The 26544-nt window shown below is 59.1% G+C and carries 26 protein-coding genes; 9 read left to right on the top strand and 17 right to left on the bottom strand.

The features are described from left to right. Positions 1–27 precede the first annotated feature (27 nt). Positions 28–1209 (bottom strand): iron-containing alcohol dehydrogenase, encoded by a 1182-nt coding sequence (locus tag BMZ40_RS01295; RefSeq protein WP_092190206.1) that lies wholly within the window; start codon positions 1207–1209, stop codon positions 28–30. A 498-nt stretch (positions 1210–1707) separates the two neighbouring features. On the opposite strand from BMZ40_RS01295, the gene BMZ40_RS01290 reads away from it, so the two are divergent. The 7 genes from BMZ40_RS01290 to BMZ40_RS01260 all read left to right on the top strand — a co-directional run bounded on the left by BMZ40_RS01290 (position 1708) and on the right by BMZ40_RS01260 (position 9815). Beyond that, positions 1708–2850: an iron-containing alcohol dehydrogenase gene (locus BMZ40_RS01290; RefSeq protein WP_092372328.1), complete on the top strand. Its 1143-nt coding sequence runs from the start codon at positions 1708–1710 to the stop codon at positions 2848–2850. After that, positions 2850–4076, top strand: coding sequence for a two-component system sensor histidine kinase NtrB (locus BMZ40_RS01285; protein ID WP_092372327.1), 1227 nt, complete (start codon positions 2850–2852; stop codon positions 4074–4076). Before BMZ40_RS01290 ends, BMZ40_RS01285 begins: the two co-directional genes overlap by 1 nt. Beyond that, positions 4073–5449: a sigma-54-dependent transcriptional regulator gene (locus tag BMZ40_RS01280; RefSeq protein WP_092372326.1), complete on the top strand. Its 1377-nt coding sequence runs from the start codon at positions 4073–4075 to the stop codon at positions 5447–5449. Before BMZ40_RS01285 ends, BMZ40_RS01280 begins: the two co-directional genes overlap by 4 nt. A gap of 218 nt (positions 5450–5667) precedes the next feature. Further along, on the top strand, positions 5668–6795 hold the full coding sequence (locus BMZ40_RS01275) for a LuxR family transcriptional regulator (RefSeq protein ID WP_092372325.1): 1128 nt from the start codon (positions 5668–5670) through the stop codon (positions 6793–6795). A gap of 137 nt (positions 6796–6932) precedes the next feature. Next, positions 6933–8126: a quaternary amine ABC transporter ATP-binding protein gene (locus BMZ40_RS01270; protein WP_092372324.1), complete on the top strand. Its 1194-nt coding sequence runs from the start codon at positions 6933–6935 to the stop codon at positions 8124–8126. Further along, positions 8123–8959 (top strand): ABC transporter permease, encoded by an 837-nt coding sequence (locus tag BMZ40_RS01265; RefSeq protein ID WP_092372323.1) that lies wholly within the window; start codon positions 8123–8125, stop codon positions 8957–8959. Before BMZ40_RS01270 ends, BMZ40_RS01265 begins: the two co-directional genes overlap by 4 nt. A 16-nt stretch (positions 8960–8975) precedes the next feature. Beyond that, entirely contained in the window at positions 8976–9815 is an 840-nt protein-coding gene (locus BMZ40_RS01260) for a glycine betaine ABC transporter substrate-binding protein (RefSeq protein ID WP_177192955.1), read from the top strand. 177 nt (positions 9816–9992) lie between these two features. Here BMZ40_RS01260 and secA read toward each other — a convergent pair whose 3' ends face one another. After that, the gene (gene secA, locus BMZ40_RS01255) at positions 9993–12509 is read right to left on the bottom strand and encodes a preprotein translocase subunit SecA (protein ID WP_092372322.1); all 2517 of its coding nucleotides are present in this window, start codon (positions 12507–12509) and stop codon (positions 9993–9995) included. Between the two features lie 138 nt (positions 12510–12647). Between secA and BMZ40_RS01250 the strand changes: the two genes are divergently transcribed. Beyond that, positions 12648–13229 (top strand): cysteine hydrolase family protein, encoded by a 582-nt coding sequence (locus tag BMZ40_RS01250; RefSeq protein ID WP_092372321.1) that lies wholly within the window; start codon positions 12648–12650, stop codon positions 13227–13229. A gap of 28 nt (positions 13230–13257) precedes the next feature. On the opposite strand, the gene smpB is transcribed toward BMZ40_RS01250, so the two are convergent. The 15 genes from smpB to BMZ40_RS01175 all read right to left on the bottom strand — a co-directional run bounded on the left by smpB (position 13258) and on the right by BMZ40_RS01175 (position 25646). Next, positions 13258–13722 (bottom strand): SsrA-binding protein SmpB, encoded by a 465-nt coding sequence (smpB, locus tag BMZ40_RS01245; protein ID WP_092190188.1) that lies wholly within the window; start codon positions 13720–13722, stop codon positions 13258–13260. A gap of 23 nt (positions 13723–13745) precedes the next feature. Further along, positions 13746–15512: a phosphoenolpyruvate--protein phosphotransferase gene (gene ptsP / locus BMZ40_RS01240; RefSeq protein ID WP_092372320.1), complete on the bottom strand. Its 1767-nt coding sequence runs from the start codon at positions 15510–15512 to the stop codon at positions 13746–13748. Further along, a complete protein-coding gene (locus BMZ40_RS01235) occupies positions 15512–15790 on the bottom strand; it encodes an HPr family phosphocarrier protein (protein WP_092372319.1) in 279 nt (92 codons plus the stop codon). The genes ptsP and BMZ40_RS01235 overlap by 1 nt, the downstream gene beginning before the upstream one ends. Positions 15791–15800: 10 nt before the next feature. Further along, a complete protein-coding gene (locus tag BMZ40_RS01230) occupies positions 15801–16547 on the bottom strand; it encodes a PTS system mannose/fructose/sorbose family transporter subunit IID (RefSeq protein ID WP_092372318.1) in 747 nt (248 codons plus the stop codon). 2 nt (positions 16548–16549) lie between these two features. Beyond that, positions 16550–17380, bottom strand: coding sequence for a 16S rRNA (cytidine(1402)-2'-O)-methyltransferase (gene rsmI, locus BMZ40_RS01225; protein WP_092372317.1), 831 nt, complete (start codon positions 17378–17380; stop codon positions 16550–16552). After that, entirely contained in the window at positions 17331–17735 is a 405-nt protein-coding gene (locus tag BMZ40_RS01220; protein ID WP_092372316.1) for a YraN family protein, read from the bottom strand. Before BMZ40_RS01220 ends, rsmI begins: the two co-directional genes overlap by 50 nt. Continuing rightward, a complete protein-coding gene (locus BMZ40_RS01215) occupies positions 17717–18340 on the bottom strand; it encodes a ribonuclease HII (protein ID WP_092372315.1) in 624 nt (207 codons plus the stop codon). The genes BMZ40_RS01220 and BMZ40_RS01215 overlap by 19 nt, the downstream gene beginning before the upstream one ends. 6 nt (positions 18341–18346) lie before the next feature. After that, a complete protein-coding gene (gene rplS / locus BMZ40_RS01210; protein ID WP_015775468.1) occupies positions 18347–18694 on the bottom strand; it encodes a 50S ribosomal protein L19 in 348 nt (115 codons plus the stop codon). 48 nt (positions 18695–18742) lie between these two features. After that, a complete protein-coding gene (trmD, locus tag BMZ40_RS01205; RefSeq protein WP_092372314.1) occupies positions 18743–20017 on the bottom strand; it encodes a tRNA (guanosine(37)-N1)-methyltransferase TrmD in 1275 nt (424 codons plus the stop codon). A 221-nt stretch (positions 20018–20238) separates the two neighbouring features. After that, on the bottom strand, positions 20239–20787 hold the full coding sequence (gene rimM, locus BMZ40_RS01200; RefSeq protein ID WP_177192954.1) for a ribosome maturation factor RimM: 549 nt from the start codon (positions 20785–20787) through the stop codon (positions 20239–20241). A 1-nt stretch (position 20788) separates the two neighbouring features. Further along, a complete protein-coding gene (locus BMZ40_RS01195) occupies positions 20789–21022 on the bottom strand; it encodes a KH domain-containing protein (protein WP_015775465.1) in 234 nt (77 codons plus the stop codon). Positions 21023–21083: 61 nt separating this feature from the next. Further along, positions 21084–21329 carry a 30S ribosomal protein S16 gene (gene rpsP / locus BMZ40_RS01190; RefSeq protein WP_015775464.1) on the bottom strand — a complete coding sequence of 82 codons (246 nt, stop codon included), beginning with the start codon at positions 21327–21329 and terminating at the stop codon, positions 21084–21086. Between the two features lie 74 nt (positions 21330–21403). Further along, positions 21404–22891, bottom strand: a complete 1488-nt coding sequence (gene ffh / locus BMZ40_RS01185) for a signal recognition particle protein (RefSeq protein WP_092372312.1) — start codon at positions 22889–22891, stop codon at positions 21404–21406. 118 nt (positions 22892–23009) lie between these two features. Next, positions 23010–24203, bottom strand: a complete 1194-nt coding sequence (locus BMZ40_RS01180) for a pyridoxal phosphate-dependent aminotransferase (RefSeq protein WP_092372311.1) — start codon at positions 24201–24203, stop codon at positions 23010–23012. A gap of 27 nt (positions 24204–24230) precedes the next feature. Then, entirely contained in the window at positions 24231–25646 is a 1416-nt protein-coding gene (locus BMZ40_RS01175; RefSeq protein ID WP_092372310.1) for a sigma-54-dependent transcriptional regulator, read from the bottom strand. A gap of 145 nt (positions 25647–25791) precedes the next feature. Between BMZ40_RS01175 and larB the strand changes: the two genes are divergently transcribed. Next, on the top strand, positions 25792–26544 hold the full coding sequence (gene larB, locus BMZ40_RS01170) for a nickel pincer cofactor biosynthesis protein LarB (RefSeq protein ID WP_245750991.1): 753 nt from the start codon (positions 25792–25794) through the stop codon (positions 26542–26544).

The following is a 26544-nucleotide window of genomic DNA, read 5'->3' as shown; positions in this document are numbered from 1 at the left end:
GCCGGACAACCGGCGCGCAAGAATTAATTACAGGGCAGCCTCGTAAATACGGGCCACATCGGCGTCTTTCAGGCAGACGGGGTTGGTGAAACCGCAAGCATCTTTCTGAGCGTTGCCGGTCATGATGGCGATGTCTTCCTTCTTGACGTCCTTGCCATAACGCTTGCCCAGTTCGATCAGGCCGGAAGGAATACCGACGTCGGTGGACAGCTGCTTGATGGCGTCAAGAGCTTTTTCCGCACCAGCGCGCAGGGACATGCCTTCAACATTCTCGCCCAGGAACTTGGCCATGTCGACAAAGCGTTCGAGCTTGGCGTTCAGGTTGGCGCGCTCAACGTGGGGCAGCAAGATGGCGTTGCATTCGCCGTGCGGCAGATCGTAGAAGCCGCCCAACTGGTGAGCCATGGCGTGAACGTGACCGAGGCTGGCGTTGTTGAAAGCCATGCCGGCCAGGTACTGTGCGAAACACATACCTTCACGGGCTTCGATATCCTTGCCATTGGCAACGGCTTTGCGCAGGTACTTGGCGATCAGTTCGATGGCCTTCTGGGCGCAGGCGTCGGTCATGGGGGTAGCGATGGTGGAGACATAGGCTTCCACGGCGTGGGTCAGGGCGTCCATGCCGGTGGCTGCGGTCAGCGCCGGGGGCATGCCGACCATCAGCATCGGATCGTCGATGGCGATGCCGGGGGTGACGCGCCAATCAACGATGGCCATCTTAACCTTGCGGGAAGTATCGGTGATGATACAGAAACGGGTCATTTCAGAAGCGGTGCCGGCGGTGGTGTTCACGGCCAGATATGGAGGCATGGGCTTGGTGGACTTGTCCACGCCTTCGAAGTCATGAATCTTGCCGCCGTTGGCGACAACAAGGCCGATACCCTTGCCGCAGTCATGCGAGCTGCCGCCGCCCAGGGAAATCAGGGAATCGCATTTGGTTTTCTTGTACACGTCGACACCGGCGTGAACGTTGTTGTCGGTGGGGTTCGGAATGGTTTCGTCGTATACTTCATACTTCATTCCGGCGGCGTCCAGCAGGTCCGTGATCTGCTTGGTCAGACCGCAGCCAGTGATGCCCTTGTCGGTAACTACCAGGGGCTTGCTGCCGCCCAGAGCCTTGATTTTCTCAGGAATCTGCTTGGAAGCACCAATACCGATCAGAGTAACGCTGGGAATGAAAAATCCATACACCATTTCTTGAACAGCCATGATTGCACCTCGCTAAAGATTGTTTGACTCGAATAGAATCCACTCAATTAACTCTCGTGATTCCCCTTAAGGCAAGAATGAGGCCAGACTGCTCCAAAACGTGAAAAACCCTAAACTTTATATTGCAACATGCTGAAATTAAACTTTATAACCAATTTGCCCTACCTTTACATGAAAGGCGGACCGCAATATGTTTTCAAAGTCCATCCCGTTTTGTATCACTTTGATCCTGGCCTTTATAGACAAGTTGAGTCAAAATGACTCATTGTGCCTCCCCACCCCAAAAGAGCACCTTTGCCAGCCCTTTCAATGTTAGGTAGCATGGCCAAAATCGCCCATATTATTCTTATTATTTTCAGTGTGTTGAAGATATTCATCAAAGAAGCGGCGTACGCCGGACAAGCCGGGACAAGCGGTCGTGTTCTTGCACGATAAATGAAACAGACCAGTCGAGCCCAATCCCGGAACTCGAAGACAACCCCGTCGCGAGGAGAAGACATGGATATTAGAAAATTCTCTCTGCCAGAAATCATTTTCGGACACGGCAGCATGGAATATACAGGATCGTACGCTTTGCAGCTCGGCGCCAAGAAAGTCTTCGTGGTCAGCGATCCGGGACTTGAACGCAGCGGGTGGGTCGGCAAGCTCATCGAGGTTCTTGAGGCGTCGGCCCTGAAGTGGGTTTACTACTCGAACGTAAGCTCCAATCCGCGTGACTATGAAGTGCATCTGGGCGCGGATCTGTATAAGGCAGAGGGCGCGGACGTGGTCATCGGCCTTGGCGGGGGCAGCCCGCTGGACATGGCCAAGGGTGTGGCCACCGTGGCCAGCAACGGCGGAACAATCCAGGACTACGAAGGCGCGAACCTGATCATCAGGCCCCTGCCGCCCATGATCTTCCTGCCGTCCACAGCCGGAAGCGGCTCGGACATTTCCCAATTCGCCATCATCACCGATGTGGCGCGCAAGGTGAAAATGTCGCTCATCAGCCGTTCCCTGACACCCAATGTGTCCATCATCGACCCGGACATGCTTTCCACCGCCGATGACGACCTCATCGTGACCTCTGCCGTGGACGCACTGTCCCACGCAGTGGAATCCTACGTCTCGCTCATCGCCCACACACTGACCGAGACCCAGGCCGTGAAGGCCATGAACCTCATTCTGGACAACTTGAAACCAGCTCTCAAAACCCGCGATCCCCTCGCCCTGGAAAACCTGTCCATGGCGGCGGTTGCAGCGGGAATGAGCTTCAGCAACGCCAGTCTTGGAGCCTGCCATGCCATCGCCCACTCTCTTGGCGGATTTTTCGACACCACGCACGGAATGGTCCACCCGGTGCTCCTCCCCGCAGTCATGAGCTACAACCTGCCTGCCTGCGAGGCAAAAATGGCCACCATCGGAGAAATTGTCCTCGGCAAACGCATGTCATCTTCCCTGCAAACAGCCGAGGGAGGCATCAAACGTCTCAAGGAAATTTTTCTGGAACTCGGAACTTCGGTCCATTTTCGAGAAATCGTGGATGACGAAACCGCCTTCCCCCAAATCTGCGAGATGGCCACCAAGGACGCCTGTCTGCTGACCAACCCGCGCCCGGCCACGGCCGAGGAATTGTTGTGCATCTGCCAGGAGGTCTGGTGATGGGTAAGACCACGCTCAGCGATATCGTCGGTCCGGAATATACCAAGCTCGGTTTTTTCCGCGAAGTGCAGGAAAAAATGGGAGAGCTTGAGACATACAATGCGGAGCTTGAACGGAAAAAACAGGAAATCCAGGACATCCTGAACGGAATCATGGATCTTTTGGCGGTGGTCTCGCCGGATTACCGCATTGTCTACGTGAACAAGGTTTTCAACGACTATTTTGACATTCCCCATCCAGAAGGCCTCTTTTGCTATCAGGTTTTCCGGGGCGGCTCCGAGCCCTGTCAGATCTGCCCCCTGCGCACGGCTCTGCAAACCGGCAAGCCCGACCGGTCCGCATATATCGACCACAGGCCTGACCGCAGCCTGCACTTCGAGGTCGTGGCCTCGCCCATGTTCGACGACAAGAGCCAGGTACGTACGGTCCTGGTCTCAAAACGCGACGTGACCATGGAAAAAGAGTATCAGGCCAAATACTATCAGGCCGAAAAAATGGCCACCATCGGTCTTCTGGCGGCGGGCGTAGCTCATGAGATCAACAATCCCCTGGCGGCCATCAGCGGCTTCTCCGAAGCATTGAAACGCCGCCTGCCCTACCTTGGAACCCTTCTGGACAAGGAAACGGAGCAGGGCATCCTGGAAGATTTCACGGACTATACGACCACCATTCTTGAAGAATGCAACCGCTGTCGGGACATTGTCGGCAACCTGCTCTCATTCAGCAGCCAAAAAACATGCAAATTCAACACTATAGACTTAAATTCCCTGGTCACGGGGTCCCTTAAGATCCTGCATCACCAGATCAAGTTGCATCCGGGCATAACCCTGCATCAGGATCTGTGCTCCGAACCCGTGACCATCCAAGGCGCCCAGGGCGAACTCAAGCAGGTCCTTTTGAACCTTGTCCTGAACGCCATGGACGCCATCGACTCCAAGGGCACCATCACCATCCGCACCAGCATGGACAACGCGGAACGCGCGGCGCTCATTGTCGAGGATACCGGACAGGGCATCCCCCCCGAAACCCTGGACAAGCTTTTCATCCCCTTTTTCACCACCAAGACCAAAGGGCACAGCATCGGCATCGGCCTGTCCATCTGTTACAACATCATTAAAATGCACGGTGGAGAAATCCACGCTTGCAGCGAACCCGGCAAGGGTTCCGTCTTCCGGGTCATGCTCCCGACCGGATTTTCAGCAAGCAACAAGGAAATGACTACATGAGCATCTTCAATTCCATTGAAATACTCGTCGTGGATGACGAATCCAATATACGCAAGCTCTTCTCCCGCGAACTGGCCTCGCCCGGCCGCACCATCCACACCGTGGGCAGCGCCAAGGAGGCCTTCGAGCACCTGCATAAACACTATTACGACATCATCATCCTCGACATACGCCTGCCCGACGCCAACGGACTCGAACTGATGACCAAGCTGCTAGAGACCGTGCCCAACGTGGCCATCATCCTCATCACCGGCTACGCCGATGTGGACAACGCCGTGGAGGCCATGAAGAACGGAGCCTACGACTACATCACCAAGCCCTTCTCCCTGGATCGCATGGAGCAGGTCATCGAAAAGGCCTACCAACGGGTCCGACTTCAGAGGGAAAACGAACTCCTGCGCCACAATTCAGAACACAAGTCCATGCCCAAATTCATCGGGCACTCCAAATCCGTGCAGCAGGTCCGCTATCTCATCGAGAAAGCCGCGCCCACGGATGTGCCGGTCCTTCTGACCGGGGAAAGCGGCACGGGCAAGAACGTGGCCGCAGCGGCCCTGCACGCCAAAAGCAAGCGCGCGGGACAGCCGCTCATCATCAAGAACTGCGGCACTTTCGACAAGGAACTGCTCAGAAGCGAACTGTTCGGATACTGCAAGGGCGCCTTCACCGGAGCGGAACGCAGCCATGACGGTCTCTTGTCACTGGCCCACAAGGCCACCCTCTTTTTCGACGAAGTCGGAGAACTGACCCTGGAGCTGCAGGGCGCGCTCCTGCGCGTGCTCGAAACCCAGCATTTCAGACGTGTGGGAGACAAGGAGGAACGCTGCGTGGACGTTCGCTTCGTCTTTGCCACCAACAAGGACCTGGCCAAGGAAGTCGAGGCGGGACGCTTTCATGACGCCTTCTACCACCGCATCAACGTCTTCAACATAGAACTGCCGCCGCTGCGCGAGAGGCGCGAAGACATCCCGGCCCTGGTTGAGTACTTTCTCATGTCCCTGGCCAAGGATGGGCAGGAGTACAAGATCTCGCCCCGGGCCATGCAACAGCTCATGGACAACCCCTGGCCCGGCAATGTGCGCGAACTCAAGAACATCATCGAGCGGGGCATGATCCTGGCCGAGAACAACATCATAAATGTCCAGGCCCTGCCGTTCTGCCAAAAGAGCTGCCAGAATCCGCGTGAAAAAGGATTCTCAACCCTTGAGGAACTGGAGCGTTCACATATCAGCATGGTCATGCATGCCGTGCAGGGCAACAAGTCTCGCGCGGCCCAGGTCCTGGGTATCGGACGCAAGACCCTTTACAGAAAGCTGGAAGAGTACAGGCTGACCGAAGTGGGCCTGCAGAACGCCAACTTTCTGAGCAAGTAGGATGCGGATCCTTTTGACACGGTCTATAAACACCTAACCGAACACGGGGCGCCGGCAGGCTCCCCGGAAAACACCGATGAATCATGGTGCGCAATAACCGCTTATGGCTGTTGTGTTTTTTCCCGTCATCCTCTAGCCTGGGGCGGTTCGTAAATTGCGCCGCGTCCGGGCGGGCCCATGCCTGACCGCGCGACGGCAAAAAACTCCAGGATTCGCCAATGCCAACGGTATTTTTCTTTTGCGACGCCACAGGGCGCGTCGTCGAAGCGCACGCGGGAGAATTCGAGGAATGGGACCTTTCTCCCGGCACTTCCCTGTGCAACGCCTTGGGCATAGACTGCCCGAACGGAGAACTTCTGAAGGCCCGCCTTTCCCCAGGGACCACGCACACGCTGACCGGACCTTCGGGGCAGCCCATAAACCTGCGGATCATGCCCCTGCCCAAAAGCCTTGCACCCGAGGGAGGTGTCCTGGCCACCGTGAGAATCTCCTCACAGCTCGGCATCCTGGCCACGGACAATCCCGAACCCTCGGCCGCCACGCTGGATTATGCCGTGTTCAATGCCGTGTTCAACGACGCACGTGACGCAATCCTGCTCACGGATGAACAATTCCGTATCCTTGCCGCCAACCGCAAAGCCCACTCCCTGTACGCCAAAGGAGAAGAACCGCTGGCCGGTTCCACGTTCCGGCGCATCCTCCGCACCGTGGACGAAGCGCGAGTCCAGGCCTCGGCCAGATCCCTGAAAAACGGGGCAACGTGGCGCGGCACCCTCACGACCTTGAGACCGGACGGCCAGGAAACACCGGTCAAGCTGGGCGTTCGATGCCTGAGCGTGGGAGAAGTGCGGCTGTTCCAGTTCATGATGCGCGATCTGCGCGGACGCATCGCCCTTGAACGCGATTTGGCCCAGAGCCGACTGGCGGTCGCGGACATGAACACGGCCCTGAAGCAGGTCCTGCGCAATGTGGAAGAAGAGCGCCAGGAGCTCAAGGATGAGCTTGTACAGCAGGTCCGGGAAGAAGTTCTGCCGACGGTGGAACGCATCGCCCTGGAGGATTCTCCCCTGGTGCGCCAGGCCTACAGATCCGCCCTGGAGGAAAAGATCGCGGACATGGGCGTGACCACCCCCGAATCGGCCAATCTCTTTGCCAGGCTCACTCCCCGCGAAATGGACATCTGCCGTCTCATCCAGCAGAGTTGGCAAGGCCGGGCCATCGCCGAGGAGCTCGGCATCTCCTTTGAAACCCTGCAGACACACCGCAAAAACATCCGCCGCAAGCTCGGGCTCAAAGGCGGCCCGATTTCCCTTTCCGCCTTTGTGCAACAGCATCCTCCATTCTGATCTATCGGGTATTCGCCCATACCCGATATGTCCCCGCTCCCTCCCCTTGATCTCTCGCCCTTTTCCCCTAGTCTATCCAATGCTGCAAAAAGGCGCGCAAGAAAGCGCGCGTCGTTAACTTGAGCCAAGGAGACTTAATGGCAAAAATATATGTTGAAGGTCTGTATAAAATTTTCGGCCCCAACCCGAAGAAAGCTTTGCAGATGTTATCCCAAGGCAAAAGCAAGGACGACATCATGGCCTCCACCCGGCACGGCGTAGGCGTCAACAACGCCAACTTCGAAGTGCATGAAGGGGAGATCGTGGTCGTAATGGGCCTGTCCGGCAGCGGAAAATCCACGCTTGTGCGCTGTCTGAACCGCCTGATCACGCCTACCGCTGGCAAGATTCTCATCGACGGACGCGATGTCCTGACCATGGGCGAAGACGAGCTGCGGCAATTGCGCCAACGCAAGATGGGCATGGTCTTCCAGAATTTCGCCCTCTTTCCGCACCGCACCGTGCTCGAAAACGCCGCCCTCGGCCTTGAAATCCAGGGTATGGACAGGGAGCAACGGCTGAAACTGGCCGATGAGGCTCTCTCCCTGGTCGGCCTTGACGGATGGGGCGCATCATATCCGCGCCAGCTGTCCGGCGGAATGCAGCAGCGAGTCGGACTTGCCAGGGCGCTGGCCCTGAGTCCCGACATCCTGCTCATGGACGAAGCCTTCAGTGCACTCGATCCCCTCATCCGCCGCGACATGCAGGATGAACTGATCAGCCTGCAGGAACGGATGCAGAAAACCATCGTCTTCATTTCGCATGATCTGGACGAAGCCCTGAAGCTCGGCGACCGCATCATTCTAATGAAGGACGGCGCCATCGTGCAGATCGGATCACCGGAAGAAATCCTGACCCACCCGGCCGATGAATACGTGGCGCGATTCGTCGAGGACGTGGACATCACCAAGGTCCTGACCGCCGAATCCGTCATGAAGCACAGCGAGGCCGTGGCCTATCTGCGCACAGACGGTCCCCGCGCGGCCCTGCGCAAAATGCGCAAGCACAACATCGCCCATCTCTTCGTCGTCGATCACACGCACAGGCTGGTAGGGATCGTCTCCGCCGACGCCGCAGCCATCCTGGCGCAACGAGGCGAGGGCAGCCTGACCGAAGCCATCTGCACGGATATCAAGACTGTTTATCCGGACACGGCAGCCCATGATCTCTTCAGCATAATGGCCGAGCTGCCTTACCCGCTGGCCGTGGTCGATGAAGCAAACAAATTCAAGGGCGTCATTGTGCGCGGCACTCTGGTCGCGGCCCTGGCTGAAAGAGGAGGTGCCGTATGAACGAGTACAAACTGCCGGTAGGCGAAGTCATCGAGACTGGCATCGACTTTCTGGTCGAACACTTGTCATTTATCACCAAAGCCAGCGCCGAGGTGGTCGAAACTCTTCTCGGGGCCATGGAGAGCGGCCTGCTGCTCATTCCGATCCCGCTTTTCATTGTTCTGGTGGGAGCCTGCGTATGGTTCCTGACCAAGGAGCGTAAACTCACCCTGGGCAGCGCTCTTGGCCTTGCACTGATCTGGAACATGGGACTTTGGACCGCGACGATCAGCACCATCGCCCTGGTCCTGGTCGCCACGCTCTGCGCCATCGCCATCGGCGTACCACTGGGTATCTGCGCGGCCATCAGCAAAGGCACATACAAGGTGGTCATGCCTGTCCTCGACGTGATGCAGACCATGCCGGCCTTTGTTTACCTGATCCCGGCCATCCCCTTTTTCGGACTGGGCAAGACAGCGGCCATTTTTTCCACGGTCATATTTTCAATGCCTCCGGCGATCCGCTTCACGTGCCTCGGAATCCGCCAGATTCCAGCAGAGCTGGTGGAATGTTCCACCGCTTTCGGCGCAACGCGCATGCAGCGACTATACAAACTGGACCTGCCCCTGGCCGCGCCGACCATCATGGCCGGCATCAACCAGACGGTCATGCTGGCCCTGTCCATGGTCGTCATCGCGTCCATGATTGGCGCCAAGGGTCTGGGCGGAGAGGTTTGGAAAGCCATCCAGCGCCTGCAGATGGGGCGCGGATTCGAGGCGGGCATAGCCATCGTCATCGTGGCCATGATCCTGGACCGGGTGCTGCAGAAGCTTGGCACCCGAAAAGAAAACTAAAACAAAGGAGTTACCTGTGAAAAGAATTCTACTTACCATCGCGTGTCTGATGCTCTTGGTTCAACCTGCCATGGCCGCCAAGGGCAAGGTTCGCCTGGCCTATGTCGAATGGGACTGCGCCACGGCCAGCACCACGGTCGCCAAGGCCGCCCTGGAAGAAATGGGCTATGAAGTCGAAACCCTCGCGGTCGCAGCCGCAGCCATGTGGCAGGCCCTCGGCACCGGCGACGTCGACGCCATGGTCACCGCCTGGTTGCCCGTGACCCATGCCGACTACTACGCAAAGGTCAAAGACAAGGTCGAAAAAGTGTCCGTGGTCTCCGGCGGAGCCAAACTTGGCTGGGCCGTACCTGCGTACGTCACCATCAATTCCATTGAGGAACTGAACGCCAACGCCGACAAATTCAACGGCAAGATCATCGGCATCGATCCGGGCGCCGGCCTCATGAAGCTGTCCGAGCAGGTCATCGCCGACTACAAGCTGGACAAGCTGGAACTGATGGAAGGCAGTGGCGCGACCATGACCGCAGCTCTGGACAACGCCATCAAGAACAATGAATGGGTGGTCGTCACCGCTTGGTCCCCGCACTGGATGTTCGGCAAGTGGGAACTCAAGTACCTGGAAGACCCCAAGGGCATCCTTGGCGGCGAAGAGCAGATCGAAGCCATCGTGCGCAAGGGTCTGGACAAGGACATGCCTGAAGTTCATGCCTTTTTCTCCAACTTCAAGTGGGATTCCCCGGCTCAGCTGCAAATGGTCATGGCCTGGAACCAGGACGGCGGAAGCCCCGAAGAAAACGCTCAGCGTTTCCTGAAGGAGTATCCGGAGACCGTGAAGCGTTGGATGGGCAAATAGCCGCAGTCTGAAACACGACGCTAAACGGCGCGGGCCGGGGATATGATCCCCGGCCCGCGCCGTTTTTGCTTTCCCGGATGACAAGTCCTGTAGGACCTATAGGTCCCATGGGACCCATAAATTCCCGCAGAAGCCTCTCCTCAGCAAAAAACCCCGGCTCGCACCGGGGTTTTCTGTTCAGGCCAGTTTACCGCAACATTTCTTGTACTTCTGCCCGCTGCCGCAGGGGCAGGGGTCGTTACGGCCGACCTTGGGGTCGACCCGCCGCACCGTGTCCGGTTTCTTGTCGGCGGGGTCGTTGCCGCCGACATATTTCACGTCTTCCTGTTCCTCATGCTTCAGCTCCTCCTGCTTGACCGCCTCGATGCGCAGGTGGGTTAGCGCCTTCATGGTGTTCTCGCGGATGCGGAAGATGAGGTCCTCGAACAGCTCGAAGCCCTCGCGCTTGTATTCCTGCTTGGGATCGCGCTGGGCGTATCCTCGCAGGCCAATGCCTTCCTTGAGGTAGTCCATCTGCAACAGATGGTCTTTCCAGTTGCGATCGAGGGCGTCGAGCAGGAAGAAGCGCAGGATCTCCTGGTACTGATCGGGAGCGGCGGCGCGGTGTTCCTCCAAAACGGACAGGATCGCGGTCCGCGCCTCGTCCTTTTCGATGAATTTTCCACCTGGGGCCATGCGCTCCATGGCGAAGACCTCGTCCAGCTTGGAGCGGATCATGCCCCGAATTTCTTCGGGAGATTCGGTATGTCCCTTCTTGTTTTCAAGGGGCTCGTAAACCTGGGAGAGCAGGTCGTCGACGAACTCCTCCACCGTGGGCTGCAGGTCATCGGCGATCATGAAATCGCGGCGCAGGGAATAGATGACCTCGCGCTGCTGGTTCATGACGTTGTCGTAGTCGATGAGCTGCTTGCGGATCTCGAAGTTGTGTCCTTCGACCCGCTTCTGGGCATTTTCAATGGACCGCGAGATGAGCGGGTTCTCGATGGTCTGACCGTCTTCCAAACCCAGTTTATCCATGATTCCGGCGATGCGGTCGGATCCGAAGAGACGCATGAGCGTGTCGTCCAGAGCCAGGTAGAAGCGCGAGGAACCGGGGTCGCCCTGACGCCCGGCGCGGCCGCGCAGCTGGTTGTCGATGCGTCGGCTCTCGTGGCGTTCGGAGCCAAGGATGTGCAGTCCGCCAAGCTCGCGCACGCCTTCTCCAAGGACAATGTCCGTGCCTCGGCCGGCCATGTTGGTGGCGATGGTCACACGGCCTTTCTGTCCGGCCATGGCCACGATCTCGGCTTCCTTCTCATGGTACTTGGCGTTCAGGACTTCATGCGGAACGCCTTTCTTCTTGAGCAGGGAGGCGATGTACTCGGACTTCTCGATGGATGTGGTGCCGACCAGAACCGGCTGCCCCTTGGCGTGCAGGCCCTTGATCTCGTCCACGATGGCCGCGAATTTTTCGGCCTGCGTCTTCAGGATCACGTCGGGGAAATCCTTGCGCACCATCTGCTTGTTCGGTGGAGCGACCACGACTTCCAGCCCGTAAATCTGCTGGAACTCCACGGCTTCGGTATCTGCCGTACCAGTCATGCCGGCCAGCTTCTCATACATGCGGAAGAAATTCTGAAAGGTGATGCTGGCCAGGGTCTGGTTCTCGGCCTCGACCTTGACCCCTTCCTTGGCTTCAAGGGCCTGATGCAGGCCGTCGCTGAAACGCCGCCCGGGCATGAGCCGGCCGGTGAACTCATCGACGATGACCACCTGTCCGTCCTTGACGATATAGTGATCATCGAGGGTGAAGAGGTAATGGGCGCGCAAGGCTTGCAGAATATGGTGCTGCAGGGTGATGTTGGCCGGGTCAAAGAGATTGGTCACGCCGAGGATCTCTTCGCAATGGGCCACGCCCTCGTCGGTGAGCACGACGGTGCGCGCCTTTTCATCGATGGTGAAATGCTCGTCACGGTCCAGCTTGGGAATGATGGCGTTGACGCGGCCATAGAGCGAGGTCGATTTTTCGCCCGGGCCCGAAATGATGAGCGGAGTACGTGCTTCATCGATGAGGATGGAGTCCACTTCGTCGACGATGGCAAAATTGAGCGGACGTTGCACAAGCTGATGCTTGTAGAACTTCATGTTGTCGCGCAGATAGTCGAACCCGAACTCGTTGTTGGTGCCGTAGGTCACGTCCGCGCCATAGGCTTCCTGACGCTCGGCGTCGGACAGGCCGTGCACGATAACGCCGACGGATAATCCCATGAACGTATAAAGTTGCCCCATCCAGGCCGCGTCACGCTTGGCCAGATAGTCGTTGACCGTGACCACGTGCACGCCCCTTCCCGACAAGGCGTTCAGAACCACGGGCAGGGTCGCGACCAGGGTCTTGCCCTCGCCGGTCTTCATCTCCGCGATCTTGCCCTGGTGCAGGATCATGCCACCCATGAGCTGCACGTCAAAATGGCGCATGCCAAGCACCCGGCGGCTGGCCTCGCGGGTCAGGGCGAAGACTTCGGGCAGCAGGGAATCAAGTTCGCGCCCGCCGGCCACTTCTTCCCGGTACCCCGCGAAACGGCTCGGAATCTCGGCATCGGTAAGAGCCTGCATTTCCTTTTCCAGGGCATTTATCTTGCCGACCGTGGGCTGCAAGGTTTTCAGGTATCTGTCGTTTCTGGAACCGAATATTTTCTTGGTCAAGTAACCGATCATGAATACTCCCGACTCGTTGGTCTTGGGGATAAAAGAGTCTCTTGCCGGGGGCGGGTGCTCCGGCTAGAAATCGGACCCATGCCCCGAACTCACGCACTAGGGCAGATTTTTTACAATTACAACCGCAAGAAGGCAGCCATGAACGAGCATAACCGCGCCCTATTGATCATCGACATGCAACACGACTTCGCCGTGCCCGGCGGGGCCTGCGAGGTAGCCGGGGCCCATGCCACCATTCCGGTCATCCGCAAGATCCTGACTCGATTTCGGGATCTTGGCCTGCCGGTCTTTCACATCGTGCGCGAATACCGCGGCGATGGCTCCGACGTCGAAATTTCCCGCCTGGAAGCCCTGAAAACCCGGCCCATGGTGGTTCCCGGCACCCCGGGAGTGCGCATCGCGCCAGGGCTTGAGCCCATCGAGGGCGAGTACCGCATCGTCAAAAAACGCTTCAGCGCTTTCATGTTCACGGAGCTCGACCTGATCCTGCGCCGCAAGGGAATCACGCACCTGGCCGTGACCGGCACCCAGCTGCCTTTTTGCCTGCGCACGACCCTGTTTGACGGACTGAGCCTGGGCTACCACATGACCCTGCTGACCGACGCCTCGTCTTCGCGCACGCAGCAGATCCACCTGGCCAACATCCAGGACATCCGGGACGCGGGCATGGCCTGCGTGAGCGTTGCGGAATACCTGCACGGCATCAACACGCCAGCCTGATGCCGCACCGGGGGATGACCGACGCCTCTCAGGCCCGGTTCATCTCCCGCTCGGTGTCCCGGTTCACGGCTTTCTGTTTCAAGTCCTCGCGCCGATCGTAGACCTTCTTGCCCTTGGCCAAAGCCAGCTCGATCTTGATCTTGCCGTCCTTGAAATAGAGCTTGGTCGGCACCAGGGTCAGTCCCTTCTGCTCCATCTTTGATTTGAGCGAATGAATCTCATGGCGGTGCATGAGCAGCTTGCGCTCCCGATCCGGGACATGCTGGGCGTAACCGGCGTTGGCGTAAGTGGAGATATGCACGCCCGAGAGAAAGGCCTCGCCTTCCGTGATGCGTACATAGCCATCCATGAAGTTGACTTTTCCTTCACGCAGGGATTTGACCTCGGAGCCGGTCAGCATGATGCCGGCCTCGATGAAATCGAGCAGTTCGAAAAAATGACGGGCCTTGCGGTTGGCCGCGATGATCTTGATGCCTGTAGGCTTGGCGCACATGAAAAAATCCTTGAAGTTGAAATCTAGTCGTCCACCAGGGAGGAGTAGAACATGAGCTCCTCGGGAAAACGGCGGAAGATCATTTCCCGGACGAGCTTATTGTTGCGGGCCACCGAATGGCTGGCCATGACCTGCTTCAGGAGGGCGTTGCATTCCTCCATGGAGGCCTGCCGAACGATGCGCTTGATGCCCGGAATGGACTGGGGCCCGAGACTGATGGAGTCGACCTGCATGCCCATGAGTACCGGGATGCAAAAGGGATCGGCCGCAAGCTCGCCGCACAGGCAGACCTCGATGCCGGCTCGGTGAGCCGAGTCCACCACCCACTTGAGGGAGCGCACGATGGCCGGATGCAAGGGCTGGTACAGATAGGACACATCCTTGTTGGTGCGGTCGATGCCCAGGGAATACTGAATGAGGTCATTAGTGCCGATACTGAAAAAGTCCACCTCACGGGCCAGAAAATCGGCAGTGATGACGGCGCTCGGCACCTCGATCATGATGCCCATGGGCATGTCCTCGCGGAAGCAGATCCCTTCCGCGTGCATCTCCTCCTGGACCTCCCGGTAGAACTTCTTGACCTCGACCAGTTCCTGCAGGCCCGAAATCATGGGGAACATGATGGACACGTTGCCAAGCACGCTGGCCTTCAGGATGGCTCGCAGTTGGGTCCGAAAGACCTCGCGATGCTTCAGGCAGTAGCGGATGGCCCTAAGGCCCAGGGCAGGATTGGACTCTGCCGAGGACTGCATGCGCATGAGCTTGTCCGCGCCCACGTCCAGGGTGCGGATGACCAGCTTCTTGGGCGCGACCAGTGAAGCCATGTCCATGTAGATTTCCGTCAATTCGTCTTCGGTAGGCATTCCGTCGCGGTTCAGGTAGCTGTACTCGGAGCGGAACAACCCGATGCCTTCCCCGCCGTTGTCGTTGACCGCGACGACCTCTTCGAAAAGTTCGATGTTGGCCAGGACCTGTACCCGGTAACCGTCGATGGTCTCGGCGGGAAGGTGGCAGGAACGCATGATCGTGGCCTGATAGCCCTCGAACTGGGCCTGCAGGTCCGTGTAGCGGGCCAGTTCGTCTTCGTCGGGGTCGATGATGATGCGCCCATGAAAACCGTCCAGGATGATGATCCCGCCCTCAGCCAGGTCGTCTCCGAGCCCTTCCATGCCGACCACGGCCGGAATCTGCAGGGACCTGGCGAGGATGCCCGCGTGGGAGGTCTTGCCCCCCTGGGCCGTGGCGAAGGCCATGATCTTGTTGACGTCCAGTTCGATGGTGTCGGCCGGGGACAGATCATGGGCCAGCAGGATGGCGCGGTGCTTGATGGCCTGATGTCCGCTCTCTCCCCCGACCAGCTTGCCCAGCACCCGTTCGGCCACCAGACGCACATCCTGCATGCGCTGCCGCAGGTACTCGTCGGCGATGGAGGCGAATATCTCCTGCACATCCCCGACGGCCCGCTCCAGCGACCATTCCGCGTTGATCTTGGTGAGGGCGATGTGGTCCAGGGCCCGCTTGCGAAACTTCTGGTCGCGAAGCATCATGAGGTGCGATTCGATGATGGCCGAATGTTCCTTCAGATCCTCCGGTACCAGGCTCAAAATCCTTTCCAGATCGTGCAGCGCAGCATCAAATGCCCGGTTCAGCCTCTCGATTTCAAAAGGCACATCCGCATCGGACACGGTCTGGCGGACCGTGCCGGAGAAATGATTTTTGTTCAGGTAATACGCGCGGCCGATGGCAATGCCGGCCGAAACGGGGATACCGAAGAGCGTGCGGGAAGCCATCAGCGATCCTCTCCGAACATGTCTTCAAAAAGTTTCGAAAGACTTGAAAGGGCATCGGCGGCATCGGGGCCATGGGCGCGCAGGATCAGTTCGGTCCCTTGCGGGGCGGCAAGGGTAAGCAGATCAAGGATGGATTTGGCATCGGCCTCCATGTCACAGGAGTGCACAGTGATGGAAGCCGCATAGCGCTGGGCTTCCTGAGAAATCTTTCCAGCGGGCCGGGCATGAAGCCCGAGGCTGTTCCCGACCCGGATAATCTTTTCCTGCACTTCATCCATTTCAAATCACCTACATGGATACAAAAGCAAAAATCTTTTCCCAGGGCGCCACTAGGCCGCCCAGAACCAACGCCGCCAAAATCAGGAAGCGATCCCACTCACGCATGAACCCGGCCAGGGCCAAAAGTCCGGCACAGGCGGCCCAGACCAGGGTCCACAGCCCGCCGGCAGGTGCTGCCTGCAACAGAAAAAGGGCCACCAGAAAGCCGTTCATGAGCTTTAGCCGCTGACCCCAGTCAATGAGATTCCAGGACCTTAGCCGTTGCAGGAAAGAAAGGCCCTGGGCATAGCCGCGTCCGAAGGTGTACATCTTGAAAAGCTGCAACCCGCAGAAGCACAGGCAAATCCAAACCGCAAGCGTCCAGATGTATCCTGCGGCCGCCAGATTGACGCCGACCAGGGACCACAAAACCAGAAAACTGCCGCCAAAAAAGGAATCACCCAGTGCCGACAGGGTATAAACCGTGGTCGAGCGCAATTTGGGGAGAATGTCCGCAGGAAGCATTCCAAGAGCTATCTTCTTCTCCATGGACAAAAAAATTCCGACCAAAAGGGGCGTCCAGAAAGGATGGGTGTTGTAATGCTTCAGATAGCGGCCCCGCGCACGTTTCAAGGCTCGCGGTTCGGCGGCGTAAAGCGCACGCAGACCCGGCTCCATGATATACGCCAGCCCGACATTCTGCATCCCCTTGGTGTTGAATGTGGCGCCAACCATATATGTTCGCAGAAAAATCTGCAGCAGGATCCGCGTATCCACCCTTACTCCGCGTCGTGTTCCAGGATCAGTTCGTAAATCTGCTTGACCGACCAGCCCCGGGTTTGATCCCGCATGGTCCGGGCCGCGTCCTTGGCGTGCATGCCTTCCAGCATCAGCCCCTGGACCCGCTCCAGAACCTCGGCTCTGGACGTGGCGGCAATCTCTTCGGGGGGACCTATGATCACGGTCACCTCGCCCAGAAGCTCTTCCGTGAATTCCTGGAGTTGACCAAGCCTGCCATTGATAAACTGCTCATGTTTCTTGGTCAATTCCCGGGCCAGACAAAATTCCCTCTCTCCCAGCACCTCGAAGGCAAGCGCGAGGGTCGGGAGCACCCGGTTCTTGCGCTCAAAGAAAACCAGAGTCGCGCCGAGCTGTGCATAGGGCCGAAGCAATGCGCGCGCGTCTCCGCCCTTGCGCGGCAGAAATCCAAGAAAAACGAATGGATACGGAGGAAGACCGCTGGCCATGAGCGCCGTGATGGGCGCGCAGGGACCGGGCACCGGCACGACACGAATCCCATGCTGACGGCAGGCGGCGACCAGACGGTATCCGGGATCGGCAATGAGCGGAGTTCCTGCGTCGGAAACCACCGCGACATCGAGCCCCTGCTCCAAAAGCGCCAGCACCTCGGCAATGCGGGAGCCCTCGTTGTGCTCGTGCAGGCTCAGAAAACGTTTGCCCGCAATACCGGCCAGCTGCAACAGATGACCGGCCCGCCGGGTGTCCTCGGCCAGGATGACATCAGCCTCTTCCAGGGTTTGTCGCGCCCGGGGAGAGAAATCACCAAGGTTGCCAAGGGGCGTGGCCACGATCCAGACCGTCCCGTACATCAATGATATCCTCCCAGTGTTCGACGACCGTTTCTCCGATCAGAAATAGTATGCTGACCAGATCGAAGCGGCATGGTCTGCTCCAGGCCCGATGACGGCTCAGGTATAGCGTCCCCGCCTTGATCAAGCGCTTCTTCTTGGCCGGTCCGATGGCTTCGCCGGGCTCCCCGCGCACATGACCGGAACGGGTCTTGACCTCGACAAAGACGATCGTCCCTGCATCCTCGCAAATCAGATCGATTTCGCCGCTTGTGCAGCTGAAATTTCGTTCAACAATCCTGAGTCCCTTTTCCGCCAAAAACGCGGCAGCCAGTTCTTCGCCGGCCTTGCCCGTGATCAGATGCCGGGCAGCCACAGCTGCGCCTCCCGGGGCGCTGGCCCCACGCCACGAAAACTGACCCTGTGCGCCGGGCTCGGACCAAGCCTGCGCAGCGCATCAAGGTGCGCCTTGGTGCCGTATCCCTTGTGCACGGCGAACCCGTAACCCGGATAACGCTGGTCCATGCACAGCAAAAGATCGTCCCGAAAGGTCTTGGCCAAGATGGAGGCCGCTGAAATGCAGGGATGGAGGGCGTCGCCGCCGACCACGGTCATTTGGGGCAGGGAAGAGGGGAAACGCTGGTTGCCGTCCACCAGAACCAGGCCTGGACAGACCGTGAGGGCGTCCAGGGCACGAGCCATGGCGGCCAAGGTGGCCTGCAGGATATTGATGCGGTCGATTTCGCCGGGCCAGGAAAAACCTAAGGCCCAGGACACTGCCTGGGCCTTGATGGCTTGTGCAAGCACCTCGCGCCGTCGCGAGGAGAGCTTTTTGGAATCGGTCAGGCCCGGAAGGTCGAAATCCGAGGGCAATATGACTGCCCCCGCCACCACCGGACCGGCAAGACAGCCGCGTCCGGCCTCGTCGATACCGGCCTGAATCTGATCCGCGAACTGAGTGCAGCCTTTGGGGCTGAGCAAATTGACCTACCAGGCGTTCTTGGTCTTGATACGGGCAGCTTTGCCTCTGAGGCTACGCAGGTAGTAGATGCGGCTCTGACGAACCACGCCTTCGGAAATAACTTCGATGCGGTCGATGGTCGGGGCATGCAGGGGGAAGATGCGCTCCACGCCGACGCCATCGGAAACCTTGCGCACGATGAACGTGCTGTCGGTGGTGCCCTTCTTCAAACGCAGAACCACGCCCTGGAAAACCTGGATGCGTTCTTTCTCGCCTTCGATGATGCGGGTATGCACCTTGACCGTGTCACCGGCGCGGAAGCGGGGATGGTCGGCACGCAGGTGCTCGTTTTCAATCTTCTGGATGATGTTCATGATTTTCTCCTTTATCTGAAGCGGCCTGTGGGCCGCAACGTGTGCGTCTTATCCGATATCGCCCAGCAGGCGGTCCACCATGATGGAAGCCGCAGAACGGACGGAAAGGTGGTTGTACCTATCCATAAAACGTATGGCCCGCAACATGCCGTCGGCCCCTGCCAGAACGTCGCGATGCAAACCGTGTCCGGTGCCCAGAACCAGAAGAACCGGCTCCTTCTGAAGCATCTGTGACACCTGGGCGCAGGTCATGTTTCCAGCCTTGGCGCTGGTGGCCACAACCTTGGGACGCACGCCCGTGCAATCCGTGATTTCCGCGATGGCTTCGTCCAACAGTCCGACCACCCGAACCCGGCCCAGGGCGGTGCCCCGATCCGGATTTGCCTTGAGCCCGTATCCTTCGCGCCAATGGCCGATAAGGGTGCGGGCAAGGTCCTGTTGATCCGCTACCGGGGTGCAGACAAAATATCCGCCGAGCCCATAGGTACACGAAACGCGTGCAATATCGTGGAGGTCAAGGTTTGTCAAAGACGTTGTGATGGTCTGACCCGATTTATTTTCAACCGGGTAATGGACCAACGCCACGAACAGATTGCGACCTGGCCGCGCCCTCTCCAAGCACTTCAAATATTTTATATCCTCATCTGTCAGCGCCGCCTGGGCAAGAATGTCCGGACGTGAGGCCAGGGTCGTCTCCAGGCTCTTTTCCCGCCGCCAGGCCATGATCCGCCCGTGATGTCCCGAAGACAGAACCTCCGGCACTTTCAGGCCCTCGTACTCCTCGGGCCTGGTGTAATGGGGATACTCAAGCAGGCCCGAACTGAAGCTTTCCTCGTCGGCGCTCTCGTACTTGCCCATGAAATCCGGAATGAGCCGGCCAACGGCCTCGATCAGACACAGGGCGCCAACCTCTCCGCCATTCAGGACAAAGTCGCCCACGCAGATGGGCTCGATGGCGCAAAGCTCTTCCAGCCTGGCGTCGATTCCTTCATAGCGCCCGCACAAAAGCGCGATCTCTTCCTCCCCGGCCAGCTCCCGGGCCAGGGCCTGGGTCAGGGGACGCCCCTTGGGGCTGAGCATGAGCACTCTCGCCTTTGGCCCAAGGGTTCCAAGCGCGCGACGGATCGGATCAACGGCCATGACCATGCCCGGTCCGCCCCCGTAGGGACGGTCATCAACATTATGATGCTTGTCCGTGGAATGGCCGCGCGGATTGATAAACGAAAACTCGATCAGCCCCTTTTCCCTAGCCTTGGACAGGAGTCCGCAGGAAAGGGGGGAATCGAAAAATTCGGGAAAAATGCTGATGACGGAAAATCGCATTCCTGCTTCTACTTTAATGGCCGGAGCACTAGGGAGGAAAGCTGCAAAAGTCGCTCGGCACCGCCCCAGGTTATTCCCGCAAAGGCGGGAATCCACCTTATTCCGATCAGTTAAAATTAGGGGATGGATCCCCGCCTTCGCGGGGATGACGACATTGCATGCGGGGATGACGACAATGCATATCGACAATCCTGCGCGCCATTACCTCTGGCCAATCACGCTTACGGCTGTTGATACAATTCGAGCAGGCCGTCCGGGGGATCGACCAGGATGACTCCGGCATCGATGTCGATATCGAGAATGAACTCGTCCACGGCCGGAAGCATGATCTCGTTGCCAGCCTCATCGTGAATGAACCACAGCTCCTGACCGGCCACGTCGCGGATATCTTCCAGAAGACCTATGCGGGAGCCGTTGACATGCATGACCGGCAGGCCGACCAGGTCCTCGGAGCGATACTCATCCTCGTCCAGCGGCGGCAGGTCGCGTTCCCGCGCCAGCACGTCGGCACCACGCCACGCCTCGGCCTGATCCCGCCCTTGGGAACGATCAACCGTGATTAGGGCGCGACCCTGATGTGCACGCCATCCTTCAAGGACGCAAGGCCTCGGTTTCTTGCCCGGAAGCCGCAGGTAGATGCGGGTCAGCCCCTCAAAGATGAAAGGGGAGTCTGCATATGGTTCGATGCAGAGCTCCCCCCTGAGGCCATGTGGTTTCTGAACCCGACCCAGTTCCACGAGCTTGACCGGGTCCAATTTCTCTTCGGACACGTTACTCCAGAATTTCCAGGACTGAACGTTTCCTGATTTTGGTTGAAGCCGCGCCCAAGATGGTCCGCATGGCCCTGGCCGTGCGCCCCTGCTTGCCGATAACCTTGCCCAGATCTTCCTTGGCCACCTTCAGCTCAATGACGGAGGTCTGCTCTCCCTCGATTTCAGTCACCGAGACACTGTCCGGATTATCCACCAAAGACTTGGCTATGAATTCGATCAAATCCTTGAGCATGAGCACCTCCGCTGAAGATCTGTGGATCGCACGATGAGCCGGGCGACGAGCCTTGGAGGTACTATTTACTGAATCCAGACTTCTTTAGCAAGGAGCGAACCGTATCTGTGGGCTGCGCACCCAGTTCGATCCAGCTTTTGACCTTGTCCTGATCGAACTTGATCTCGGCGGGCTCGGTCATGGGGTTGTAATAGCCCACATAATCAAGGGCCCGGCCGTCACGGCGGGAAGCGGAATCCACGGCCACGATGCGGTAAAACGGTTTCTTCTTGGAGCCCATGCGGGTCAGTCTGAGTTTCAAAGCCATTGTTGTTCTCCCTGAACGTAAGTGTATTGCGCGAACGCTTAAGTTCGGTCGTAACCGAAACAAGGGGCGCCCGACTATTTTTTTCTGCGCTGCTTTTTGGCCTTCTTGCGCTTTTCCTTGAGCTTGGCCGCTTCCGCGGCGGTTCGTCCGCCGCCTCCGGAAGGCAACCCGCCGGGCATCCCGGGCATCCCGCCCGGCATCGATCCCATCCCCGGCATTCCGGGCATTCCGGGCATGCGTCCGCCTTGGGGCATGGACGGCATCTTGCCGCCCGCCATCTTCTTCATCATCTTCTGCATCTGCTCAAAATTCTTGAGAAGCTGGTTGACCTCGGTCACCGTGACCCCGCTGCCCTTGGCAATCCGCTGTTTGCGGCTGGGGTTGATGATCTTGGGCTCGTGGCGCTCGGCCATGGTCATGGAACTGATCATGGCCTCGACCTTGCCGAGCTCCTTTTCGGGCATTTGAACGTCCTGCAACTGCTTGCGGACCTGTCCCATGCCCGGGATGAGCTTCATGATCCCTTCGAGAGAACCGAGCTTCTTGATGCGGCGCATCTGCGTACGAAAATCCTCAAGATCGAATTCGGCCTTCTTGAATTTTCTTTCAAGGGCCTCGGCTTCCTTGGAGTCGATGGTCGACTGCGCTTTTTCGATCAGCGTCAGAACATCACCCATGCCGAGAATCCGGGACGCAATGCGGTCCGGATGAAAAACTTCAAGTTCGCTGAGACGCTCGCCCATGCCGACAAACTTGAGCGGCTTGCCGGTGATGGACTTGATGGACAAGGCCGCGCCGCCGCGGGCATCACCGTCCATCTTGGTCAGCACGACGCCGGTGATGTCCAGAACCTCGTTGAATTTTTCGGCAACGGTGACCGCGTCCTGGCCGGTCATGGCGTCAGCGACGAACAAAATTTCCTGCGGACGGCACTTTTCCTTGATGCCGACCAGCTCCTGCATGAGCAATTCATCTATATGCAGGCGCCCCGCCGTGTCGATGAGGATCACGGAGCAACCCTTGAGCTCGGCGTCGCGCATGGCGTCAACGCAGATGTCCACCGGATTCATGTCCACGGTGGAAGGATAGACCGGCACTCCCAGCTCGGCTCCAAGCTTGGTCAGCTGATCGATGGCCGCCGGACGATAGACGTCGGCCGGGACCAGATACGGAGTGTACTTCTGGCGGCGCAGGAACAGGGCCAGCTTGGCCGCCGACGTGGTCTTGCCCGAACCCTGCAGGCCGGACATCATGATCACGTAGGGCGGCTTGCCCGAGAGGTTCAGGGCGCAGTTCTCGCCGCCCAGGAGCTCGATCAGCTCTTCATGGACGATCTTGATGACCTGCTGGCCGGGGGTCAGGCTGCCGAGGACATCCTGCCCGAGAGCGCGAACCTTTACCTTTTCGACAAAGTCCTTGACGACCTTGAAATTGACGTCGGCTTCCAGGAGGGCCAGACGCACTTCGCGCAAGCCATCCTGGATGTTGCTTTCATCGAGGCGGCCGTGGCCGCGCAGTTTTTTAAAGACCGATTCAAGTCGGTCGGACAAGCTATCGAACATTCAAGGGCACCTGTGCTGGGGAAAAGAAGAAGGGATGCATAGACAAGTTCGATCCACTCGTCAAGCAGAAGCAAACCATGGTGTCGCGGCGCGCGGCATCCCGCGCGCCGCCACGAAATCAGCCCAAGGCCTTGGCCACGGCCCGCGCAAAGCCGGGAGCCGCGCCCCGGATGGTGGACTCGTCCACACAGAAGGCCAGGCGGAAAAAGCCCGGATAACCGAAGCCCGAACCGGGCACGGCCAGAATCTGCTCCTGCATGAGCTCATTGACAAAGGCCGCATCATCCCCGCCCTTGGGAATGCGCGGGAAGAAATAAAACGCGCCCTGCGGCATGGAAAATTCAATGCCGGCCTCGCGCAGGACCTCGGCCATGGCGTCACGGCGGCGGGCATAGACCGAGGCGTCCACTTCGTGCCCCAGGGCCTTGGCCAGAAGCTTCTGCCCCACTGCCGGCGCATTGACGAAACCGAGGATGCGATTGGCCAGAATCACTCCCGCCACCAGATGCGTGCCTTCAGGCATGGCCGGATTCACGGCCACGTACCCGACCCGCTCCCCCGCCAGAGCCAGATTCTTGGAGAAGGAACTGATCACGACACTGTGCTCGTAGATCGGGAAGATCGCGGGCACTTCAGCCCCGTCATAGGCCAGAAAACGGTAGGGTTCGTCGGAAATGAGCAGAATGGGCCGCCCTGTCCGGGCCGAAGCCTGCCGCAGGATGTCGGCCAACTGGGAAAGCTCTTCCAGGGTGTAGATCCGCCCAGTCGGATTGTTGGGCGAGTTGATCAGCACGCAGCGGGTGCGGTCGGAGATGGCCGAGGCCAGGGCCTTCAGATCCAGCTCGAAGGTCAACGGCTTGGATGGAACGGCTTTCAAAACCCCGCGATGATTCTCGGCATAGAATCCGTACTCCACAAAATACGGCGCAGGACAAAGTACCTCGTCTCCGGGTTCGAGCACGGCCCTGAACAGCGCGTTGATACCGCCCGCCGCGCCGCAGGTGACGACCAGGTCCTCGGCCGAAACGGCCACGCCCTGCTCGACGGAAACCACCTCGGCCAGACGCTCGCGCACCTGCGGATAGCCGGCATTGGGCATGTAGCCGAAGGCAAAAGGCTTCCCGGCGTCCTCGGCCAGTTCGCGCAGCCCCTCGGCCACCGCCGCCGGAGGAGCCAGGTCCGGATTGCCCAAGCTAAAATCATAGACATTCTCAGCCCCGTATTTCTTCTTGAGCTCGATGCCGGTCTCGAACATGCGCCGAATCCACGACGACTTGGCCAGATAGCCCTCGATCTGCGAACAAAGAATCATATGCACTCCCTTGAAGGCCCGGTTCCCTTACGGAATATCCAGGCCGATCTTTCTGTATTCACCAAGTTTGTTGCGCAATGTGCGCACGGAAATTCCAAGAAGCTCCGAAGCCTTGGTCCTGTTGCCCAAGGTCGAGTCCAGGCTCTTCATAATCAGATGCATCTCCATTTCCTGGATGGTCGGAATGCGTCCGGCGAAGTCCATGGTCATGTTCGGGGACAAGGATGACGGCCGCGCGGAAATGGGCGCATCCGGCACCGAGTCGCCCTCTTCGCAAAGCTCCGGGGACCATTCCTGGCCATCCAGCAGAAAATGCATCGGCCGGATGGGCCCCGCCCCGGCAAGGAGCACGGCCCTTTCCATTAAATTTTGCAGTTCACGCACATTGCCCGGCCAGTCGTGCGCCATGAGCCAATCGCGGGCTTCGGTCGAAAGCTGCAGGGCGCCGAGTCCGTATTCCCGGGTGAGACGGCGGATGAAAAAATCGGCCAGCAGCAGCACGTCATCGCCGCGCTGGGCCAGCGGGGGCAGGCGCAGGGGGATGACGTTCAGACGATAAAAGAGGTCCTGACGAAATTCGCCCTTCTCCACGCTCTGCTCAAGATTGCGGTTGGTGGTGGCCAGCACGCGCACATCCACCTTGACCGTCTCGACCCCGCCCACGCGGTCGATCTCGCCCTCCTGCAGGGCGCGCAGCAGCTTGGCTTGCAGGGCCAGGGCCATTTCGGAAATTTCATCCAGCAGCAGGGTCCCGCCGGTGGCCAGTTCGAACTTACCCAGCTTGCGGGAAATGGCTCCGGTGAACGAGCCCTTCTCGTGGCCGAACAATTCACTCTCAAGCAGGTGCTCGGGCAAGGCCGCGCAGTTGACCGCCACGAATGGAGCGCTTTCACGGCCCGAATGGGCATGAATGAAGCGGGCGAACATCTCCTTGCCCGTACCCGATTCGCCGGAGATGAGCACGGTGGCCTTGGACGGAGCCACCTGCTTGGCCAAGACCAAAACCCGAGCCACGGACGGATGGGAGCCGACGATGGCCACCTCGCGCGGATTGCTCCGGGCCGCAGGACGAGGCGCGGCCGGGGCTTGAGCGTCCCGTGGCAACACGGCCTGGATCTTTTCCCAGGTCAGCGGACAGAGCCAGTAATCCTGCGCGCCCATTTCCATATAATAGCGCGCTTCCTCGGCGCTTCCCTTGTCCGTGAACACGATGACGGGGATCTGGCTCTCGGCCTGGTTCAAGGCATCGAGAAGATCCTGGGCCCTGTATCCGGGCAGGGAAGGCAGGGTGAAGACGATATCGGCCTTGCGCGCCTCAAGCACTTTAAGCGCCGAGGCACGGTCGTCCACAACCATGGCCTGACACTCATGCGCCTTGAATTCGGCATGCAGGGGGGACACGAGTTCGGATCGTGAGACAAAGAGGATTCGCTTGGACGCCATATCCGCATACGCTATCTTTTCCCCAGCCTCTTTGCAATATGGAGAGCCTGCGGGCGCTTGCCCGCCATGCGCCCATCTGCTAGGGCTGGGTCGGATTTCGAGCCTTTAATTCACAGCAAGCCAAAGGGTCTCCCCGCTTATGCCCATGAACCCCCAAGAACTGACCTCCCTGCTGCGCGACGTCGCTGCCGGCAACATCTCGTGCGAGACTGCCCAGGCGGCCCTTGCGGGAAGCGAAAACAAGGACCTGACCCTTGACACTTGGCGCCAGGAGCGCACCAATGTCGGCGAAGTGGTCTATGGTCAGGGCAAGACCCTGGAGCAGATCCGGGCCTCCCTTGCAGAGCTGGGGCGGCACCACCCGGTCCTGGCCACCAAACTTTCGGCGGCGCATGGGCAGAAGCTTAAGACTCTTTTTCCAAATGGATGTCTGTGGGAGGAGGCGAGGCTCTTTTGCCTGGGAGCGGATCTGCTGGCCGCCGACCCCAAGGCGCCCGACTCGGAAGTGCTTATCGTCACGGCCGGATCCTCGGACCTGCCCGTGGCCCGCGAAGCCTTGGGCACCGCCAGATTCCTGGGGCTTGGCGCGCATCTGGTGACCGACGTGGGCGTCGCGGGCCTGCACCGCCTGGACCCGCACCTGCCGAGCCTGCGCCAGGCCAGGGTCATCATCGCCGTGGCCGGAATGGAAGGCGCGCTGCCGAGCGTCCTCGGCGGGCTCCTGAAGGCACCGATTATTGCGGTTCCAACCTCGACAGGCTATGGGGCCAACTTCGCAGGCCTGACCCCGCTCCTGGCCATGCTCAACTCCTGCGCCCCGGGCGTGGGAGTGGTCAACATCGACAACGGCTTCGGGGCGGCCGTGCTGGCGAAAAAAATTCTGGCCCGCCAAGAATAA

This window comes from Desulfomicrobium apsheronum, assembly GCF_900114115.1.
Taxonomy (GTDB): Bacteria; Desulfobacterota; Desulfovibrionia; order Desulfovibrionales; family Desulfomicrobiaceae; genus Desulfomicrobium; species Desulfomicrobium apsheronum.
The sequence above is the reverse complement of the archived record's forward strand: the minus strand, read 5'-3'. Positions and strand labels throughout refer to the sequence as shown.

Bases quoted from the DNA above. Each gene is read 5' to 3' on its own strand.
- BMZ40_RS01265 (WP_092372323.1), top strand. From the start codon at position 8,123: ATGAACGAGTACAAACTGCCGGTAGGCGAAGTCATCGAGACTGGCATC.
- BMZ40_RS01175 (WP_092372310.1), bottom strand. From the start codon at position 25,646: ATGGCGTCCAAGCGAATCCTCTTTGTCTCACGATCCGAACTCGTGTCC.
- BMZ40_RS01180 (WP_092372311.1), bottom strand. From the start codon at position 24,203: ATGATTCTTTGTTCGCAGATCGAGGGCTATCTGGCCAAGTCGTCGTGG.
- BMZ40_RS01270 (WP_092372324.1), top strand. From the start codon at position 6,933: ATGGCAAAAATATATGTTGAAGGTCTGTATAAAATTTTCGGCCCCAAC.
- trmD (WP_092372314.1), bottom strand. From the start codon at position 20,017: ATGCGATTTTCCGTCATCAGCATTTTTCCCGAATTTTTCGATTCCCCC.
- rsmI (WP_092372317.1), bottom strand. From the start codon at position 17,380: ATGTACGGGACGGTCTGGATCGTGGCCACGCCCCTTGGCAACCTTGGT.
- secA (WP_092372322.1), bottom strand. From the start codon at position 12,509: ATGATCGGTTACTTGACCAAGAAAATATTCGGTTCCAGAAACGACAGA.
- rplS (WP_015775468.1), bottom strand. From the start codon at position 18,694: ATGAACATCATCCAGAAGATTGAAAACGAGCACCTGCGTGCCGACCAT.
- larB (WP_245750991.1), top strand. From the start codon at position 25,792: ATGAACCCCCAAGAACTGACCTCCCTGCTGCGCGACGTCGCTGCCGGC.
- BMZ40_RS01290 (WP_092372328.1), top strand. From the start codon at position 1,708: ATGGATATTAGAAAATTCTCTCTGCCAGAAATCATTTTCGGACACGGC.
- BMZ40_RS01280 (WP_092372326.1), top strand. From the start codon at position 4,073: ATGAGCATCTTCAATTCCATTGAAATACTCGTCGTGGATGACGAATCC.
- ptsP (WP_092372320.1), bottom strand. From the start codon at position 15,512: ATGGCTTCCCGCACGCTCTTCGGTATCCCCGTTTCGGCCGGCATTGCC.
- BMZ40_RS01195 (WP_015775465.1), bottom strand. From the start codon at position 21,022: ATGCTCAAGGATTTGATCGAATTCATAGCCAAGTCTTTGGTGGATAAT.
- BMZ40_RS01295 (WP_092190206.1), bottom strand. From the start codon at position 1,209: ATGGCTGTTCAAGAAATGGTGTATGGATTTTTCATTCCCAGCGTTACT.
- ffh (WP_092372312.1), bottom strand. From the start codon at position 22,891: ATGTTCGATAGCTTGTCCGACCGACTTGAATCGGTCTTTAAAAAACTG.
- BMZ40_RS01235 (WP_092372319.1), bottom strand. From the start codon at position 15,790: ATGGATGAAGTGCAGGAAAAGATTATCCGGGTCGGGAACAGCCTCGGG.
- rpsP (WP_015775464.1), bottom strand. From the start codon at position 21,329: ATGGCTTTGAAACTCAGACTGACCCGCATGGGCTCCAAGAAGAAACCG.
- BMZ40_RS01285 (WP_092372327.1), top strand. From the start codon at position 2,850: ATGGGTAAGACCACGCTCAGCGATATCGTCGGTCCGGAATATACCAAG.
- BMZ40_RS01250 (WP_092372321.1), top strand. From the start codon at position 12,648: ATGAACGAGCATAACCGCGCCCTATTGATCATCGACATGCAACACGAC.
- BMZ40_RS01275 (WP_092372325.1), top strand. From the start codon at position 5,668: ATGCCAACGGTATTTTTCTTTTGCGACGCCACAGGGCGCGTCGTCGAA.
- smpB (WP_092190188.1), bottom strand. From the start codon at position 13,722: ATGTGCGCCAAGCCTACAGGCATCAAGATCATCGCGGCCAACCGCAAG.